14 protein-coding genes and 1 pseudogene are annotated in these 17617 nt (G+C 41.6%); 9 read left to right on the forward strand and 6 right to left on the reverse strand.

Annotated features, from left to right (window positions below; translation table 11 throughout):
• Positions 1-180 precede the first annotated feature (180 nt).
• Positions 181-753: a peptidylprolyl isomerase gene (locus BK820_RS11130; protein WP_071320950.1), complete on the reverse strand. Its 573-nt coding sequence runs from the start codon at positions 751-753 to the stop codon at positions 181-183.
• A gap of 104 nt (positions 754-857) precedes the next feature.
• On the opposite strand from BK820_RS11130, the gene BK820_RS11135 reads away from it, so the two are divergent.
• On the forward strand, positions 858-1529 hold the full coding sequence (locus tag BK820_RS11135) for an acetoacetate decarboxylase family protein (protein WP_071320951.1): 672 nt from the start codon (positions 858-860) through the stop codon (positions 1527-1529).
• A 71-nt stretch (positions 1530-1600) separates the two neighbouring features.
• Here BK820_RS11135 and BK820_RS11140 read toward each other — a convergent pair whose 3' ends face one another.
• Positions 1601-2671 carry an alpha/beta hydrolase gene (locus tag BK820_RS11140; protein ID WP_071320952.1) on the reverse strand — a complete coding sequence of 357 codons (1071 nt, stop codon included), beginning with the start codon at positions 2669-2671 and terminating at the stop codon, positions 1601-1603.
• A 206-nt stretch (positions 2672-2877) separates the two neighbouring features.
• On the opposite strand from BK820_RS11140, the gene BK820_RS11145 reads away from it, so the two are divergent.
• The 6 genes from BK820_RS11145 (at position 2878) to BK820_RS11170 (ending at position 9567) form a co-directional block, all read left to right on the forward strand.
• On the forward strand, positions 2878-3372 hold the full coding sequence (locus tag BK820_RS11145; RefSeq protein WP_071320953.1) for a hypothetical protein: 495 nt from the start codon (positions 2878-2880) through the stop codon (positions 3370-3372).
• Between the two features lie 1109 nt (positions 3373-4481).
• The gene (gene grpE, locus BK820_RS11150) at positions 4482-5024 is read left to right on the forward strand and encodes a nucleotide exchange factor GrpE (protein WP_004780371.1); all 543 of its coding nucleotides are present in this window, start codon (positions 4482-4484) and stop codon (positions 5022-5024) included.
• Positions 5025-5179: 155 nt separating this feature from the next.
• Complete coding sequence (dnaK, locus tag BK820_RS11155; RefSeq protein ID WP_004814038.1) at positions 5180-7120, forward strand: molecular chaperone DnaK; 1941 nt, start codon at positions 5180-5182, stop codon at positions 7118-7120.
• A 150-nt stretch (positions 7121-7270) separates the two neighbouring features.
• A complete protein-coding gene (blaOXA, locus tag BK820_RS11160; protein ID WP_071320954.1) occupies positions 7271-8101 on the forward strand; it encodes an OXA-134 family carbapenem-hydrolyzing class D beta-lactamase in 831 nt (276 codons plus the stop codon).
• A gap of 69 nt (positions 8102-8170) precedes the next feature.
• Positions 8171-9085 (forward strand): matrixin family metalloprotease, encoded by a 915-nt coding sequence (locus BK820_RS11165; protein WP_071320955.1) that lies wholly within the window; start codon positions 8171-8173, stop codon positions 9083-9085.
• A 104-nt stretch (positions 9086-9189) separates the two neighbouring features.
• Entirely contained in the window at positions 9190-9567 is a 378-nt protein-coding gene (locus tag BK820_RS11170; RefSeq protein WP_171063867.1) for a hypothetical protein, read from the forward strand.
• A 75-nt stretch (positions 9568-9642) separates the two neighbouring features.
• Here BK820_RS11170 and erpA read toward each other — a convergent pair whose 3' ends face one another.
• From erpA to BK820_RS11190, 4 genes and pseudogenes are all read right to left on the reverse strand, one after another.
• Positions 9643-9978 carry an iron-sulfur cluster insertion protein ErpA gene (gene erpA, locus BK820_RS11175; protein ID WP_004814030.1) on the reverse strand — a complete coding sequence of 112 codons (336 nt, stop codon included), beginning with the start codon at positions 9976-9978 and terminating at the stop codon, positions 9643-9645.
• A 116-nt stretch (positions 9979-10094) separates the two neighbouring features.
• Positions 10095-11108 carry a putative solute-binding protein gene (locus BK820_RS11180; protein ID WP_071320956.1) on the reverse strand — a complete coding sequence of 338 codons (1014 nt, stop codon included), beginning with the start codon at positions 11106-11108 and terminating at the stop codon, positions 10095-10097.
• A 187-nt stretch (positions 11109-11295) separates the two neighbouring features.
• On the reverse strand, positions 11296-12306 hold the full coding sequence (locus tag BK820_RS11185) for a putative solute-binding protein (RefSeq protein ID WP_004814025.1): 1011 nt from the start codon (positions 12304-12306) through the stop codon (positions 11296-11298).
• A 254-nt stretch (positions 12307-12560) separates the two neighbouring features.
• Positions 12561-13564: pseudogene (locus BK820_RS11190) on the reverse strand (putative solute-binding protein).
• 230 nt (positions 13565-13794) lie between these two features.
• Here BK820_RS11190 and BK820_RS11195 point away from each other — a divergent pair.
• Entirely contained in the window at positions 13795-15738 is a 1944-nt protein-coding gene (locus tag BK820_RS11195) for an ATP-binding cassette domain-containing protein (protein WP_004814022.1), read from the forward strand.
• Between the two features lie 331 nt (positions 15739-16069).
• On the forward strand, positions 16070-17233 hold the full coding sequence (locus BK820_RS11200; RefSeq protein ID WP_002045824.1) for a zinc-dependent alcohol dehydrogenase: 1164 nt from the start codon (positions 16070-16072) through the stop codon (positions 17231-17233).
• Positions 17234-17617 lie beyond the last annotated feature (384 nt).

Below are 17617 nucleotides of genomic sequence, written 5' to 3' on the forward strand. Positions count from 1 at the left end.
TCTCGTCGGTATGGGTGCATTATAGGGCAATTTCCTACACGTGCAAGTGCTTTTCACTGACACAAATTACGAGTGTACTATTTTTATGCACCAATATGGATCATTTTTATTCTATTATTCACATAACCACATGATTATAAAATAAAAATAACCTTAAAATATTTCTACATCATTTTTTACTTATTTTTGCGGGCTTGCTGTTTTAATGCTCACACTATTAATAATAACTGGTTTTAGTGGCACATTTTGATGCATTCCATAGTTGGCAGTCGGAACACCAGCAATTTTATCAACCACATCCATGCCTTTAGTTACTTTACCAAATACTGCATAACCCGCATTCATAGGAGAACGGTTCAAAAAGTTATTATCGACCAGGTTCACAAAGAACTGGGAACGGGCTGAATCTGGCTGATTCATACGGGCCATAGCTAAAGTGCCACGTGTATTGCTTAAACCATTATAAGATTCATTCTTAATAGTTGACTTATTATTTGGCTTTTCCACCATATTCGCATCAAAGCCGCCACCCTGTACCATAAAACTTGGAATAACCCGGTGAAAAATGGTGCCTTTATAGAAGTTGTCTTTTACATAGTCTTCAAAGTTTTTGGCAGAGATCGGTGCTTTATCATTATAAAGCTCAATTTCGATATTCCCCATAGAAGTTTTCATTTCAACTATGGAATTGGCTGCCAATGCTGGTAAAGATAAAGCTGTTAAAGCTATTGCATATAATGATTTTTTTAACATTTTTTAACTCATCTACTCAGAAGTAAGGGTTGAGAATCAAGCTATATTAATCTTTGATACCCATTAATGCATTACCCTAACTGACCAATTACAAGAGAATAAGAATGAACATGCATCGTTTGCAGGAGAAAAATATTCATCAGTTTCCTCCCTGGCATTTACAGGGAGAGGGTTTTATTTTGAATTATTGGATTACACCGTACTTTATCCGTGAATCTCGGAATTTTGGAATTGCCCCTTCTCCGCTGGGTCGTGTTGTACAAGTTATGCTGGTACGTTATCACCATTCTCCTGTAGGTCCTTATGATGAGCTACTGATTATGGACCATCCTTTAATAAGTCGAAGACGTCTGTCTACCATTCCAAAGATTTATGTTTCTACGCATGAATCTATTGTTCACGGTCAACACTTATGGGGGATACCGAAGGAATACGCAGAATTTGAATGGCAGGAACAAGGACAGGAAGTCATTTGCCGAATCACTCATCAAGAGCAAAACATGACTGTTCGTCTGAAGAAATCTAAATCATCACGTTCCTTCTATTTAAATAGTCATCATCTTCCAACATCCATGTTAAAAATTCGACAAACCTGGAAATCCTCACATTATCAGTTTAGCCCGCAATTCCGAGGCTATCTATCCAAACTCGCTCAGGTAGAGTGGCAAAATACTCAATCGATTTTCCCGGATTTTTCCCGAGCCAAATATATACAAAGCTTTTATGTACCTAAATTCAATCTGGTCTTTCCCGAAGCCAAGGTACATAAAAAGTAAAAACTGGTGTTTCACGTGAAACACTTTAATTGAGATTTGATTTATTACTCTATATAGATAGAGAGCTATTTTTAACTATGCTTATCCCAGAACTTACGGAAGTGTTTGCTCATTTCAATTACATTCTTTTTGGCGCGTCTTGAAATACTGGTCAGATTAATAAAGCCATGCGTCTGATCGGTATAATCATGATAATGTACTTTCACTCCATGCTGACGCAGCTTATGTGCATAAATAGCCCCTTCATCATGCAGCACATCATGACCAGCAGTAATCAGATAAGCCGGCGGTAAATTTTTCAGGTTGCCATAGGTCGGTGAAATGAGGGGATCATCCAATGCAATTTCATGTCGTTCCACATAATGATAAGTCACCAGTTCGATATCACCATCAGTGAGTACCAGACCATCTTTGTAAGCAAAATAGGAAGGATGACGGCTTTTAAAGTCCATGGCTGGATAAAGTAATAACTGAGCCTGAGGTACATAAACCTTGTCTGCACTGCGCTGAGCTACGACTGCTGCCAGATTGCCACCCGCACTGTCTCCTGCGACTGCAATGCGTTTTTTTAGAATTCTGAGCTGCTGGCTGTGTTGATGCGCCCATGCCAATGCATCTTCGCAAACTTGAACAATTTGTGAAGGATGATGTTCTGGCGCCAAAGGATAAGCGACACTTAATACTTGGGCATGCGCGTGTTTGGCCAGCAAACGACAATATTCATCATGCGTGTCCAGACTACCAATCAGGAAGCCTCCTCCATGATAAAATATAATTAAAGGCAATTTTTTAGCTGGAGCTGGGTGATAGTGACGTGCTTGTACGATACCACTATGCAAGGGTAACTGAATATCTTCAACCTGGCGAATAGCAGTCGGTTTGGATTTTAGCAATCGCATGCTTTGTTCAAAGAAAATACGTGACTGCTCAATATCTTCTCTAACTATTCCAGTTTTGCCCTGTTTTAACTGTACGGCCATCAGACATTTTACAAAGGGATCCAGTTCAGGATAGTGGTAAGGATAATCCAGACTTCTGACTATTCTTTCCTGAGCAATTTTAGGTAATCGGTCCAGCAGACGCGCTGCCACCCCTTGACCCTTCTCCATCATGGCCTGTAATTGCTGACTCGATATCACCATAGCTTCCCATCCTTATTCGCTTAATTCTTCATATTTTCTACATGATCAGGGTGTATTTTGACCATATTCTTATATAAGTGCCCACATCGACATACAAATTTAGGCAGATCAATAAGCTAATCTCATTTTATCCCACTGTCATTGACAATTTAAGCTGCTGTTGAGGCATAAATTGTAGGATTGACCTTAACAAGGAGTGCTCACCTATGGCTGGAAAACTGATATTCGTATCAATTGCGACGAGCTTATTGGCTGTAGGTTGTGTCGCATTCCCTGAAGATGACTATTATGACGGACGTTATAATAGAGCTTATGACTATCGCTATGACCGCGATTACCGTTATGACAACCGTTATGATCGGCAGCGTTGGGAATATGAACAGCAACGACGTTTACAGCAGGAACGTCGCCGAACTGAACTGGAACGTCAGCGACTAGAGCAACAGCGACGCCAGTTAAATGATCAACGTAGAAAACAGATTGAGTTGGATCACAGACGTCAGCAGGAACGCCAGCGTATTGAACAGCAACGCAAAAAAATCAGTAGCAGCCAAGCGGCTAGAAACCGAGCCGAGGCAGAGCGTAAAAAGCGTGGACAGCACGCAGATACACGTCGCCGAGCAGCTAAACAGCAGCAACGACGTAAAGCTGAACAGAACCGAAATGAACGGGTCAAACGCTGGCAGGAATCACGTCGCTAGAATAGTAAGATTAATCTAAAAAGTTGAAAGCGACTTAAACGGCCACTGATCCAGACAAGTTTCATCTATAAAAAAGCCCGATCTCGGGCTTTTTTTCATGTCTTTATGAACAGAAATAGATGTTAGATAGCTATTATAGAATAAAACCCCTGAAGCGTATTTCTTCAGGGGTTTTATAGGGTTGTGTTTAAACGAACATCCTCTCGTTTATATGCTTCTCAGCAAATTTTTAAGAACTTCCTGTTCTCGATAAATCAATATTAGGCTGATTCGAGCATCTAACAAAGTAGATATTGTCCTGAATCCTTGTAGGCTTTAACTTACAGCTTTTCTATAAGTGACTGATCACTAGAATGTGAGAAGAAAATTAATAAATTTTACGCAAAAAAAAAGCTTATCTAGAGAGGATAAGCTTGAAAAACACATTTCAAAATAAGAAGAAACTACAGCGATAGAATCTGAAACGAATAATACGAAATTGATCATTTTTTGTGAAATACTTTATTGCTTAGTTATTAATCGCTTTTATGTCTAAAAACAGTCAATATAAACATTCAGGCAAAAAAATAGCTGAGTCTTGGGGTATTCAGCTATAAAAGGGTAAAACGAATCAGGAACAGTAACCTAGTTCGGCTCTCTCCTTCTGAACCAGGTCACTGTTGATAAAGCTATGATGGTGCTTTTGATTTAATTTTTAAAACAGATAAATATTATTATTTATATCTAAAAATACGATTCAAAATTTTTCTGATTAAAAACATTATTTTAATGAATGATTTATTTTCTAAAAACTAATTTAAGTACTTATACATTCATCTCTCATCTAATTACTAAGATCAAAACTAACTAAAAATTCTGAGGTTTTTATCTTCAAAACAGAGAAATTGTCTGCTTTTTCTCATTTCAATCCAGTTTGGAACAACAGAAACACGGCCTTTTGCAATAAATCTTAAAATTAATCACTCATTTCGCTTGAATTTTGAAGCCCAGCCCCGACTTCTTTATGTAATTAAGAACTTCCCAAATCATGGCAGTTCAGCATTCACGCAGTTAGCACTGATACCGAAGGACTGTACATGTTTAAGAACCCATTTAAACGGAGTAAATCAATGGCGACTGAGCAAAACGATCAAGCTCAAGAACTTGAGCAAGAGCAAACGGAACAACAAACAGCTCAAGCTGAACCTGAACAAGCTGAAGTTACCGTTGAGTCTTTACAGGAACAAATCGCACAGCTTGAAGGCGATTTAAAACTGGAAAAAGCACGTACTGCAAATGCCGTATATGAGGCACAAAAAAGTGTAGAACGCATTCAGCGCGAATCAGAAAAGCATAAAGATACTGTTTTGGAAAAGTTCTCTAAAGAGCTGTTAGAAACTGTAGATAACCTGGAACGTGCAATTCTCGCTGCGGGTGAAGAACAAGGCCCGTTACGGGAAGGCGTAGAACTAACTTTAAAAGGTTTACTGACAACATTAGAAAAATTTGGTGTGGTCGTAGTTGATACCGAGAATGGTTTTAATGCCGAGTTACATCAGGCAGTTGGTATTGCACCAGATGCCAAAGCCAATGAGATCGGTACAGTCTTGCAAAAAGGCTATGCCCTGAACGGCCGTTTATTACGTCCTGCAATGGTTATGGTTGGCGCTTAAGCTAAATAAATTCGGGAGTTTGTGAAATTTTTTCTAAAAACTTACTTGAAAAAAATTGAACGGCTCTCATATCCGATAACAAGTAAATCCCTTTTAATTTCCCTTTGATAAGGGAAACAATTTGGGAATAAAAGAATTTTTGAGGAAACATCCAAATGGCTAAAATCATTGGTATTGACTTAGGTACTACAAACTCATGTGTTGCAGTACTTGAAGGCGACAAAGTTAAAGTTATCGAAAACGCTGAAGGCGCACGTACAACTCCATCTATTATTGCATACAAAGATGGTGAAATTCTGGTTGGTCAATCAGCTAAACGCCAAGCGGTAACGAACCCTAAAAACACATTATTCGCGATTAAACGTCTGATCGGTCGTCGTTATGAAGACCAGGCAGTACAAAAAGATATCGGTCTGGTGCCTTATAAAATCCTGAAAGCTGACAATGGCGATGCTTGGGTTGAAGTAAACGACAAGAAACTTGCACCACAACAGATCTCTGCAGAAGTTCTGAAAAAAATGAAGAAAACTGCAGAAGACTATCTGGGTGAAACAGTGACTGAAGCGGTGATTACTGTTCCTGCTTACTTCAATGATGCGCAACGTCAAGCTACCAAAGATGCAGGCCGAATTGCAGGCTTAGAAGTTAAACGTATCATCAACGAACCAACTGCTGCTGCACTTGCGTTCGGTATGGACAAGAAAGAAGGCGACCGTAAAGTTGCTGTATACGACTTGGGTGGTGGTACTTTCGACGTATCAATCATTGAAATCGCTGACCTTGATGGCGACCAGCAAATTGAAGTGTTATCTACCAACGGTGATACATTCCTGGGTGGTGAAGACTTTGATAACGCTTTGATCGACTATCTGGTTGAAGAGTTCAAGAAAGAACAAAACGTGAATCTGAAAAATGATCCACTTGCGTTACAACGTCTGAAAGAAGCTGCTGAAAAAGCAAAAATCGAGCTTTCTTCTTCTAACGCAACTGAAATCAACCTTCCATACATCACTGCAGATGCGACTGGTCCTAAACACTTAGTGATCAACGTTACTCGTGCAAAACTTGAAGGTTTGGTTGCTGACCTGGTTGCGCGCACGATTGAGCCTTGCCGTATTGCACTTAAAGATGCTGGTCTTTCGACTTCTGACATCTCTGACGTGATCCTGGTGGGTGGTCAGTCTCGTATGCCAATGGTTCAACAGAAAGTTCAAGAATTCTTTGGTCGTGAGCCACGTAAAGACGTGAACCCTGACGAAGCGGTAGCAATGGGTGCTGCGATTCAAGGTGCGGTATTGTCTGGTGACAAAACTGACGTACTTCTGCTGGATGTAACGCCTTTAACACTTGGTATTGAAACCATGGGCGGTGTGTTGACTCCAATCATCGAGAAAAACACCACGATTCCTGCGAAAAAATCGCAAGTGTTCTCAACTGCTGCTGATAACCAGCCTGCTGTAGACATTTCGGTTTACCAAGGTGAACGTAAAATGGCGCAGCAAAACAAACTGCTGGGTAACTTCCAGTTAGGCGACATTCCACCAGCTCCACGTGGTGTGCCACAAATTGAAGTATCGTTCGACATCAACGCTGATGGTATCTTGAAAGTATCTGCGAAAGACAAGAGCACTGGTAAAGAACAATCGATCCAGATCAAAGCAAACTCAGGTTTGTCTGATGCTGAAATCGAAGCAATGATCAAAGATGCTGAAGCGAATGCTGAAGAAGACCGTAAGTTTGAAGAGCTGGCTAAAGCACGTAACGAAGCGGATGCCTTGGTCTCTTCTGCTCAAAAAGCAGTGAAAGATCTTGGTGAACAAGTGACTGCTGACGAAAAAACTGCAATCGAAACTGCAGTGTCTGAGTTAGAAGCGTCAACTAAAGAAAATGATGTAGAAGCAATCAAAGCGAAAACTGAAGCGCTGCAAAACATTATCATGCCGATTACTCAACGTGCTTATGAAGCAGCTCAAGGCCAAGGCGGTGCGCAAGGTTTTGATCCAAACGCTTTCCAGGGCGGTGAAGGTCAACAACAAAAAGCGGATGACGGCGTTGTAGATGCTGAGTTCACTGAAGTGAAAGATGATAAAAAATAATTTGTCAGCTTAAGCTTAAAAAAGACCGCGCGAAAGCGCGGTTTTTTTTATGCCTAGACTTGAAGGAATAAATGGAAAATTACCAAAATTGGATCGTATTTTCAGGCAAAGCTGTTTAAGTTAAATCAAATATTAAAATATCCTGAACCCATGAAAACTCTTATTTTGTTGCCTTTACTGAGTTGCTTGAGCCTGACAGCCTGTAGCTTGCCTGTTTCAAATTCGTCCTCTCAAATCACTTCAACTCAATCTATTCCAGCTATTGCCAAATTATTTGATCAGGCGCAAAGCTCTGGTGTTTTAGTGATTCAGCGTGGTCAACAGATACAGGTCTATGGCAATGATTTAAATCGTGCAAATACCGAATATGTTCCTGCTTCAACCTTTAAAATGCTCAAAGCCCTAATTGGCCTGCAACATGGTAAAGCCACGACCAATGAAATCTTTAAATGGAATGGCAAGAAGCGCAGTTTTGCAGCCTGGGAAAAAGACATGACTCTCGGCCAAGCCATGCAAGCTTCTGCTGTACCGGTCTATCAGGAACTGGCACGTCGCATTGGTCTGGAACTAATGCAACAGGAAGTGCAACGCATCCAATTTGGTAATCAGCAGATTGGTCAGCATATCGACAACTTTTGGTTAGTCGGACCTTTGAAAATCACCCCGGAACAAGAAGTCGAATTTATCTCTGCGCTTGCTCGAGAGCAGCTTGCCTTTGATCCTCGGGTTCAGCAACAAGTCAAAGCCATGTTACTGTTACAGGAACGACAAGCTTATCGCCTGTATGCCAAATCTGGTTGGGGTATGGATGTGGAGCCGCAAGTCGGCTGGCTCACCGGCTGGGTCGAAACACCTCAGGACGAAATCGTGGCATTTTCACTGAATATGCAGATGCAAAGTAATATGGATCCGGCGATCCGTCTTAAAATTTTGCAGCAGGCCTTAGCCGAATTAGGGCTTTATCCGAAAGCTGAAGGGTAACGTAAATAGGCATGGGAAAAATACCAAATTTAAGCTATATTTTTAAAAATAAACATTTAAATAAAAAATATGCGTCTTTTGCTCTGTCTAGTCGTAGTGGTATTACTAGTTGCAGGTTTTCTGCATCTACAGACCCAGTCTCATCCGCAGCTAAAATTCAATTCTCTGACTGACCGACTCACCTATCCTTTTGATACGCGCTTACGCTTTAAAGTGGACCAGGTCGATCCGGGCTTTGGACTGACTCGTGAAGAAGTGATTCAACTGGCACAAGAGGCTATTGAAATCTGGCATCGTGGCACTGGCCGTGATGACCTAATGGTCTATGATGAAAATGCACAGCTCAGCATCAAGCTGATTTATGATCACCGTCAGCAGGAATATGATGCACTGAAAAAAACCACACAGAAATTACTTCGCGATGAAGCCCAATATCAACGTCAGGCAGAAAACCTGACCGCTTCCCGAAATCATCTGGATCAGCAACAGCGTCAGCTGTTAGAGCAGCGCAATCTGCTGCAACTCCAGTTCGAGCAACTCATGCTACGGCGCAATCAGCCGGGACTTTCTGCTTATCAACGTCAGCAGTTGCAACAGGAATTTAACGAGCTTCAATTCAGGTCAGAACGTTTCCAGCGTGAAGCGGAATATCTGCAGCAACAACAATTATCTTTTAATACTCAGGTTTCCGCCTATCAAAGCAGTGTTCAGTCTCACCACAACAACATCAATCAGGCACAGCAGCGCTTTCCGCCACGCCAGTTCCATAAAGGGATTTTTAAAGGCGATGAAATCCATGTCTATCAGTTTGATGCACAAGATGACTTACGTCTAACTTTGGCACATGAACTGGGTCATGCCTTAGGTTTATTGCATCATGGCGATCCTGAAGCACTGATGTATCCGGTACTGGGTGAACAAAAGCTGGAAAATTTTGAACTGCGACCGGCAGACAAAACTTTGCTATATACACGCAAATCTTAAGCAATTTAATTCCTTATAAGTTTTATGTCTTTATTATCTTTTTGAACGACTATAGTCGATGATTTCATGTTATTGTGAGCATCTATCATTCACTAAAGCCCTCTGTGGAGATCGGCATGAGTTATTACCATATCCTGATTGAAGCCAATGATCATATCAGTACAATTGATGAAACTCGTGATATCGAAATCTTTGATATTGTAGAACTTCAGCCTTATTTGCATGCGATTCTGCTCCCTTATTTCAATGAGCAGCTGATTGAACTTGAGGATGAAAATATTGCTTACCAGGACATTCTGCATTTAGAGGTGAGGCAAACTCTGCTGCCGATCAACGACCTGATTGAGGAAGAACAAAAACTGTTACCAAGTGATACCGACATTACTATCACAGCTTATGAGATTTTTAATAATCGTGAGCTGAGTCAGGATGTGACAACCGTGATCTTTGACCTGCTTGAGGCGGTGAAACTTGAGGCTTAACTATAAAAATAGCGTATAAAAAAGTCCTCATGATGAGGACTTTTTGATTTCTATGGCCTAAATCTCAAATCATGTTTAGATCGAGAAAGATGAACCACAGCCACATGTAGTCGTAGCATTCGGGTTTTGTACCACAAAGCGTGAACCTTCCAGCCCTTCAATATAGTCAACGACTGAACCTACCAGGTACTGATAGCTGAGTGAATCGACTAGCATCTTCACATCGCCGTTAATAAATTCTGCGTCATCTTCATTCTGGCTTTCAGCAAAGTTGAAGCCATAAGAGAAACCTGAACAGCCGCCACCAGTCACATAGACACGTAGCATAAGATCTTGGTTACCTTCACTGTCACGCAATTGGCGTACTTTATTGGCAGCATTGTCAGTCAGCACAAGTGCTTGAGCATTCATGATGGATTCCTCTGTTCGGTTCGGGCATCTTTAAAAAGAAAAGACCATATTTCAAGTATAGCATACTCAATATATGGTCAGTCTTTGTAAATTAAAGCTTAATCAGAGTAAATTTATCAGGATTGTTTATAATTTTCATCCTGTAGTGCACACTCAAAGTTTTTCGGGTCCTGCTTACAGCGGAACTGCCATAATAGCTTCATCATACGTTTGTCATAAATACCGCGCTTCGTCAGATCAATCCGCGCTTCACGCATCATTTTCTGATAACCGGGTTTGTCTGCTGCTGGAATATCCATCCAGTATTTAGAGGGAATATCAGCTTTCATTTTACCTAAAATTCCGAAAGCGCGTGGCAATTCCCCTTTCACCCATTCACGTGACTTTTGCCCAAAACCTGCCGGGAATTTATCTGGGCGGATGATGATATTACCTGTCACCTGTAAAATCGGATAATTCACAATCGCACCTTTGCTGCCTAGACCTTTATGCAGTTCTAAGGGTTTGAATACTGCAGCAGGTGCGCCAATGATATCAACCTGACCATTGTTAAACTTGGCACCGAAGTTGGTGACATCAGCGCTGACCGCCTGTGCACCTACCTGTTGCACCATGATTTTTTGCGCTTCGTCATAATCCAGTACAGCAATTTTTTTGCCTGCCGCTTTAGCTACAGTATTAATACTGCGGTCATTGACCAGCAGGAAAGCATCACCCACTGGAATGACTCCGGCGACTTCATATTTGCCTTGTAACATGTGTTTGGCAAAAGTCTTGCTTGCCAGTCCTTGCATTACTTTAACCGCCAGATTCAGATCTGGGATCGCACCAATGGCATCCAGTGAACCGGTAAAATTATTGAACTGGCGTCCGCGCATCCCCGTGACGCTAATACCATCACATTTCCCGGCTTTAAAGTCTTCTGCAACCACAGCTTCATTGGTATTTACCCGCAGCTCGATATTTGCACCCCAGTTTTTTGCAGCCAGCTGATAATCTTTCATCACAGCGTACACATCGCCATTCTTACCGACCAGATCAAATACACAGACGATTTGCTTCGCCTGTACTGTACCGGACGCTGCGACCATGCCTGTACCAAGTGCGAGCGCCTTCAACCAAGTTTTCATATTTTATTCCTTAAAAAATTGTTTTTGTTTTCTCAGGACTGCTGCATATCATTGTTTTTATGAGAAAGATGACAGCATGACTGATATTCATTCTAATCATTTTCAAGTCGCAGACAATGACAAAGTTGCCTGCCTTAACATAAAGAAAGCCTGGAATTTTCCAGGCTTTTTTCCTTTTAAAATCAGTTTATTCACCCGGCAGAGAACATTCGAAGTTTGCCTTATCGACAGAACAGCGGGCACGTTTCAGTACACTCATCATAGAAGCATCATAAATTCCCCGCTTGGTCATATCCATACGGCCGTCACGAAGCATTTTTTGATATTTGGTCTTGTCTTCTGCACTTAGGTTCATTTTATATTTGGCTGGAATACCGGCTTCTAAACGGTTGATCATCGCCATGCTCTTTGGCAAGTTCTTAACAAACCAATCACGTGATTTCTGTCCAAAACCTGCCGGGAAGCTTTCAGGACGGATCACAAAGTCTGAAGTGACATGCAGCACTGGGAAGTTAAACATCGCGCCACTATTGCCCAAGCCTTTATAGATTTCTAGCGGCTTATAAGCATAAGCAGGTGCACCTACCATATCTACCTGACCATTATTAAACTTGGCCACAAAGTTGGATACATCAGACACGACTGCCTGGGCACCTACACGCTGCACCATGATTTTTTGTGCATCGTCATAGCCCAGTACAGCAAACTTTTTACCGGCGGCTTTTTCAATCGAGTTGATGTTTTTGTCACGCACAAAGATAAAAGCCGAGCCCAGTGGTGCAATACCGGCAATTTCATATTTTTTGCCGCCTAAATTACTGACCATCTTGGCAGCATTACGTTTATCCAAAGCAAAGGTAATGGCACGCTGTGCAATCGCATTGCTTGGCACGCCGCCTAGCGCATCAATAGAGCCAGCAAATTTATTGTATTGACGTGCACGCATCGCCGTCATAAATACGCCGTCACATTTACCCGCTTTAAAGTCATTATCTGCAACTGCTTCATCCTGACGGGCAATCAGATTAATTTCTGCCCCCCATGATTTTGCTGCCAGTGCCCATTCCTGAGCCATCTGAAAAGACTCACCAGATTTGCCCAGTAAGTCGAAAACACAGATATCGACTTTTTTCGCTTGTGCTGTACCTGCGAAACTAACGGCAGAAAACGCCGCCAATGCTAGAAGTGTTTTTTTCATTCTAATAATCCTTGCAAAATCTTGTTCTTCGATGGAGTTTCCATACTTGTGACAAATATTAGCAAGTTTCTTTAAAAAAAATAGAGTATTTACTCCATTATATTTAGGGAGTTTGTCCCCTATTATCAAAATGTGTCCCGTATTCACATTTTAGATATAAAGAAATCCATAGATATCAATTTTTTAGCGACTTATTTAAAATCCTAAAAACTTACATTTTTTTAATTCAATTTACAAACAAATACATTAGATCACTATTCTCCGCCTAATGAGCATTCAAAATTGGTACGTTCTACCGTACAACGCGCACCTTTCAATACTCGCATCATATTCGCGTCATAGATGCCCTGATTAGTCAAATCAATCCGGCCATCTCGGAGAATTTTCTGGTAACTGGTATAGTCCTCACGACTTAAATTTAGCGTATATTTACCTGGAATTTCTGCTTCCATACGTTTAACAGTAGCAATGGTTTTCGGTAACTGTTTAATGAACCAGGCACGTGATTGTGCTGCAAACTTGTCCGGAAATTTATTTGGCCGAATAATTAAATCTGCCGTCACATTTACTACAGGAAACTTGATCATTGCACCTTTACTCCCCAAGCCCTTAGACAGTTCTAGCGGCTTAAAAGCATAAGCAGGTGCAGCCACAATATCGACTTCGCCCTGATTAAAACGGCGAATAAAATTAGAAATTTCCGACATAACTGGCACAGCTTCAATCCTGTTTACCATGACTTTTTGTGCATAGTCATAATGCAAAACTGCAAATTTCTTATCTTTCACCTGTTCAATGTTGTTTATGGCACGATCCCGTACAAAATATATGCCGTACCAATTTGCACAATTCCGGCAACTTCATACTTGTCTTTGCCAATGGTAGACACCAGACGTTTGGCATTACGCTGATCCAGTACATAGCTAATGGCTTTCATGGCGATATCATTGCTAGGCACACCACCAATAGCATCAATTGAACCGGCAAATTTGTTATAGGCCCGGGCACGCATGGAGGTCATAAACAGTCCATCACATTTGCCTGCTTTAAAGTCCTGATCGACTTTGGCTTCATCCTGATAAGCAAGCAGTTGTACTTCAGTCCCCCATTGCTTGCTCACTAACTGCCATTCTTCTAGTAACTTATAAGATTCACCAGATTTGCCCAATAAATCAAAGACGCAGATATCTACCTCGGCAAAACTCATATTTGAGGCAAGTACAGTCAAGGCTGCTAAAATCAAAGATCCTTTTTTCATTTTGCTCTACTCTATTTATTCTTGGTTATTTTTTACTGAAATTTATATTTCAATATCATCTTGTTTTGTCATTAAAAACACCTGTTCTATTTAAACACAGATTCAAAAATATGAATCTATGTTATGGATGAAGTGCAGGAGCCTGTGAATTCTCCAGCAAGATTTTTTTATTTTGATGGGCTTTCCTTTAGAATAGCGCCATTCTTATTGTCGAATGTCAGTACAGTTCCATGATTCAGTTAGATCAGTTAACCATACGCCGCGGTGGACGCATCCTTTTCCAGAAAGCCTCCATGCAATTGCATCCTGGATGGAAAATTGGCCTGACCGGTGTCAATGGAGCCGGCAAGTCGACCCTATTTTCAGCACTCTTGGGTGGGATTGAGTCTGACAGTGGTTCCCTGACCCGTCCTGCAGTCTGGACTGTGGCGCATATGGCCCAGGAAATCAAAGCCTTGAATATGAAGGCGATTGATTTTGTCCTGTCCGGCGATGAGGAATACTGGGATATCCAACAAAAGCTGAATCATCCTGAACAACTGGATGATGCTGAACTGGCACGCCTCTATGGCCGCTTTGACGAAATTTCCGGTTATGTGGCACCCTCTAAGGCTTCACAGCTGATGGCAGGTTTAGGCTTTATGGATTATCAATCCGAGCTGGATGTTGCCAGTTTTTCGGGGGGATGGCGTATGCGTCTGAATCTGGCGCGTACCCTGATGAGCCGTTCTGATCTGTTATTACTGGATGAACCGACCAATCATTTAGATTTAGATGCGATTCTTTGGCTAGAAGATTGGCTCAAAGCCTATGAAGGCACCTTGGTGCTGATTTCACATGACCGGGATTTCCTGGATGCCATTACCGATCATATTTTACATATCGAAAATCAGGAACTGACACTTTATACCGGTAATTACTCGACTTTTGAGCGTACCCGTAGCGAACGTCTGGCACAGCAGCAACAAGCCTATGAAAAGCAACTTGAAGTGCGTGCCCATCTGCAAAAATTTATTGACCGTTTTAAGGCTAAAGCCACCAAGGCAAAACAGGCCCAGAGCCGAATCAAGCAGCTGGAGCGTATGCAGGAACTCTCCGTTGCGCATGTAGATACGCCGTTTACTTTCAGCTTCCGTGAACCCACCAAAATGAGTTCACCATTACTACAGCTGGAAAATGCCGATATCGGTTATGGCGACAAGCTGATTGTACGTAATGTCAGCCTGCAAATTACTCCGAATAGCCGTATTGGTCTGCTGGGGATGAATGGTGCTGGTAAATCGACTCTGATTAAATCTCTCGTCGGTGATTTAGCTTTAATTAAAGGTCTTCGTAAAGACTCGGAATTGTTGAATATTGGCTACTTTGCCCAGCACCAGATGGATGCACTGGATGGCAGTGCCAGCCCGATGCTGCAGCTGGCACGTATTGCTGATCCTAAAATCAGTGAGGCCAGCTTGCGTTCTTTCCTCGGCAGCTTCGGCTTTAGCGGCGAACGCATGGATACACCAAGTGAAAGTTTCTCGGGCGGTGAACGCGCACGTTTAGCACTTGCATTAATCGTATGGCAACGTCCAAACGTGCTGATTCTGGATGAACCAACCAACCATCTGGACCTGGATATGCGTCATGCTTTAACGATGGCACTACAAGATTTCGAGGGTGCTGTCGTGCTGGTTTCGCATGAACGTCAGCTGATCGCCAGTGTCTGTGATGAGCTGCTGTTAGTTCATAACGGCAAATGTACTGAATTTGATGGCGATCTGGTGGCTTATGCCGAGTGGTTACGTCAGGCACGTGCAGAATTATTAAAAAATGCGCCTAAAACTGCTGAAGTGGTGAAAACACAGCAAGCTGAAGCGAAACCTATACCAAGTAAAATGGATAAAGAAGCCCAACGCAAGGAAGCTGCTCGCCAACGTGAGCAGACTCGGCCGATTCGCAAAAATATTGAAAAATGTGAAAGCCAGATCGGAAAGTTGCAGCCAAAACTCGCTGCAATTGAAGAAAAGCTGGCAGATACTGGTCTGTATGATGCAGCGCGTAAGGATGAATTGCTTAAGCTCATGAATGAGCAGACTGAACTGAAAGCACAACTGGAAACTGCTGAAGAACAGATGCTGGAACTGATGATGGAATTAGAAGAACTGGAACAGTCTTTCCAGGAAAGTTAATTTTAATATTGATTTAAAGCTTCAAGGATCAGTAACTACAGTTACTGATCCTTTTTTTATGGGTTTATATTTTCTCTGCTATTAGTAAATCTTTTCTCTTACCTATTTTCCTACACTTCTCAGCTTTGTTAATCATTTACTCGATTTTTGACATATTTTGTAGTGAATTACGCAAGTACTATATAAGTTTATTTTTTTCAACACTCGGCTTCCTTATTTCATACATTAATTTACAGCTTTAGCTCAGGTTATAAGGCTCTAATAAAAAGGCTTTTTAATAATCAGCAGCCTTATTTGAGACTATTTATGTTGAACTAGAGAGGAAATCCGCATGCGTGCTCTTACCTATCATGGTGCTCGGGATGTACGAGTTGAATCTGTTCCAGATCCAGTGATTCAGGAACCAGATGACGTTATTTTAAGGGTGACAGCCACCGCTATCTGTGGCTCAGACCTACATCTATACCGGGGTAAAATCCCGGCCACTGAAGACGGTGATATTTTCGGCCATGAATTTATGGGAGTTGTAGAAGAAGTCGGCCCTGCAGTGACAGAAGTCAAAAAAGGTGACCGGGTGATTATTCCCTTTGTCATTGCATGCGGTCACTGTTTTTTCTGTGAACATGAACTCATGGCTGCCTGTGAAAATACCAATACGGGTCGTGGTGCGATCCTGAATAAAAAACAGATTCCACCAGGAGCGGCCTTGTTTGGCTTTAGCCATCTGTATGGTGGTGTTCCGGGTGGTCAGGCTGAATATGTGCGAATTCCCAAAGGCAATGTCGGACCGTTTAAGGTTCCCGGCTCCTTGCCTGATGAAAAAGTATTATTCCTGACCGATATTCTGCCAACAGCCTGGCAGGCAGTAACCAATGCTCAAGTCACCCGTGGTTCTACAGTGGCAATTTATGGTGCTGGTCCAGTCGGTCTGTTATCTGCAGCTTGTGCACGGATGCTCGGTGCCGAACAGATCTTCATGGTAGACCATCACCCTTATCGCTTGCGATTTGCTCATCAAACCTATGGGGTCATTCCGGTCAACTTTGATGAAGTCGATGCAGCTGAATTTATTATTCAAAATACAGCAGGTTATCGTGGTGTTGACGCGGTTATTGATGCCGTTGGTTTCGAAGCCAAAGGCAGTGTTCTGGAAACAGTAATGACCAACCTGAAATTGGAAGGTTCGAGTGGTTCAGCGCTCAGACAATGTATTGCAGCAGTCCGCCGCGGTGGTGTGGTGAGTGTACCGGGGGTTTATGCCGGTCCAATTCATGGCTTCCTGTTTGGTGATGCCTTTGATAAAGGTTTGACTTTTAAAATGGGGCAAACCCATGTGCATAAATACTTGCCGCAGTTGCTTGAACATATTGAAAATGGAGATCTGTCTCCGGATGTGATTATTACCCATCGCATGAAACTGGAAGATGCTGCGGAAGGTTACCGTATTTTTGACAAGAAGGAAGAAGACTGTCGTAAAGTCATTCTGACACCGTAAATGTACTAAAAGAATAAAAAGCGCCTTCTAGGCGCTTTTTATTCTTTAATCAAGACAGATCAAATCACCTGTTTTTATTTTTCAATTTTCTTCATCAAAAACTCTGTTTAACAGAAGTTATTTAATTTTTACTTCTCTTTTTAACTTGTAGAAAATAGCTCAGACAAGTCCGAACATAAATGCTGATCTAGAAAAGTAACCCAAAGAATAAACCAGTAATAACCATATTTAACTCAATGATTTTAAAAATAAAATTAAATTTCACTTGATTATTAAAATAATTATGTAGTTTAACTACATTTAAATCTTCAAGAAAGAATATGTTCCACGCCAACTATTAAATAAAACTACATTAACCATATAAGCGGTTATTTTATATAATAT

Origin of the sequence: Acinetobacter sp. LCT-H3, assembly GCF_001866125.1 — a bacterium.
GTDB classification, from domain to species: Bacteria; Pseudomonadota; Gammaproteobacteria; order Pseudomonadales; family Moraxellaceae; genus Acinetobacter; species Acinetobacter schindleri.

What these genes read in the sequence shown, in the direction of transcription:
- BK820_RS11200 (WP_002045824.1), top strand. Translation starts at nt 16,070, where the DNA reads ATGCGTGCTCTTACCTATCATGGTGCTCGGGATGTACGAGTTGAATCT.
- dnaK (WP_004814038.1), top strand. Translation starts at nt 5,180, where the DNA reads ATGGCTAAAATCATTGGTATTGACTTAGGTACTACAAACTCATGTGTT.
- BK820_RS11135 (WP_071320951.1), top strand. Translation starts at nt 858, where the DNA reads ATGAACATGCATCGTTTGCAGGAGAAAAATATTCATCAGTTTCCTCCC.
- BK820_RS11185 (WP_004814025.1), bottom strand. Translation starts at nt 12,306, where the DNA reads ATGAAAAAAACACTTCTAGCATTGGCGGCGTTTTCTGCCGTTAGTTTC.
- BK820_RS11140 (WP_071320952.1), bottom strand. Translation starts at nt 2,671, where the DNA reads ATGGTGATATCGAGTCAGCAATTACAGGCCATGATGGAGAAGGGTCAA.
- blaOXA (WP_071320954.1), top strand. Translation starts at nt 7,271, where the DNA reads ATGAAAACTCTTATTTTGTTGCCTTTACTGAGTTGCTTGAGCCTGACA.
- BK820_RS11195 (WP_004814022.1), top strand. Translation starts at nt 13,795, where the DNA reads ATGATTCAGTTAGATCAGTTAACCATACGCCGCGGTGGACGCATCCTT.
- erpA (WP_004814030.1), bottom strand. Translation starts at nt 9,978, where the DNA reads ATGAATGCTCAAGCACTTGTGCTGACTGACAATGCTGCCAATAAAGTA.
- BK820_RS11165 (WP_071320955.1), top strand. Translation starts at nt 8,171, where the DNA reads ATGCGTCTTTTGCTCTGTCTAGTCGTAGTGGTATTACTAGTTGCAGGT.
- BK820_RS11180 (WP_071320956.1), bottom strand. Translation starts at nt 11,108, where the DNA reads ATGAAAACTTGGTTGAAGGCGCTCGCACTTGGTACAGGCATGGTCGCA.
- BK820_RS11130 (WP_071320950.1), bottom strand. Translation starts at nt 753, where the DNA reads ATGTTAAAAAAATCATTATATGCAATAGCTTTAACAGCTTTATCTTTA.
- BK820_RS11145 (WP_071320953.1), top strand. Translation starts at nt 2,878, where the DNA reads ATGGCTGGAAAACTGATATTCGTATCAATTGCGACGAGCTTATTGGCT.
- grpE (WP_004780371.1), top strand. Translation starts at nt 4,482, where the DNA reads ATGGCGACTGAGCAAAACGATCAAGCTCAAGAACTTGAGCAAGAGCAA.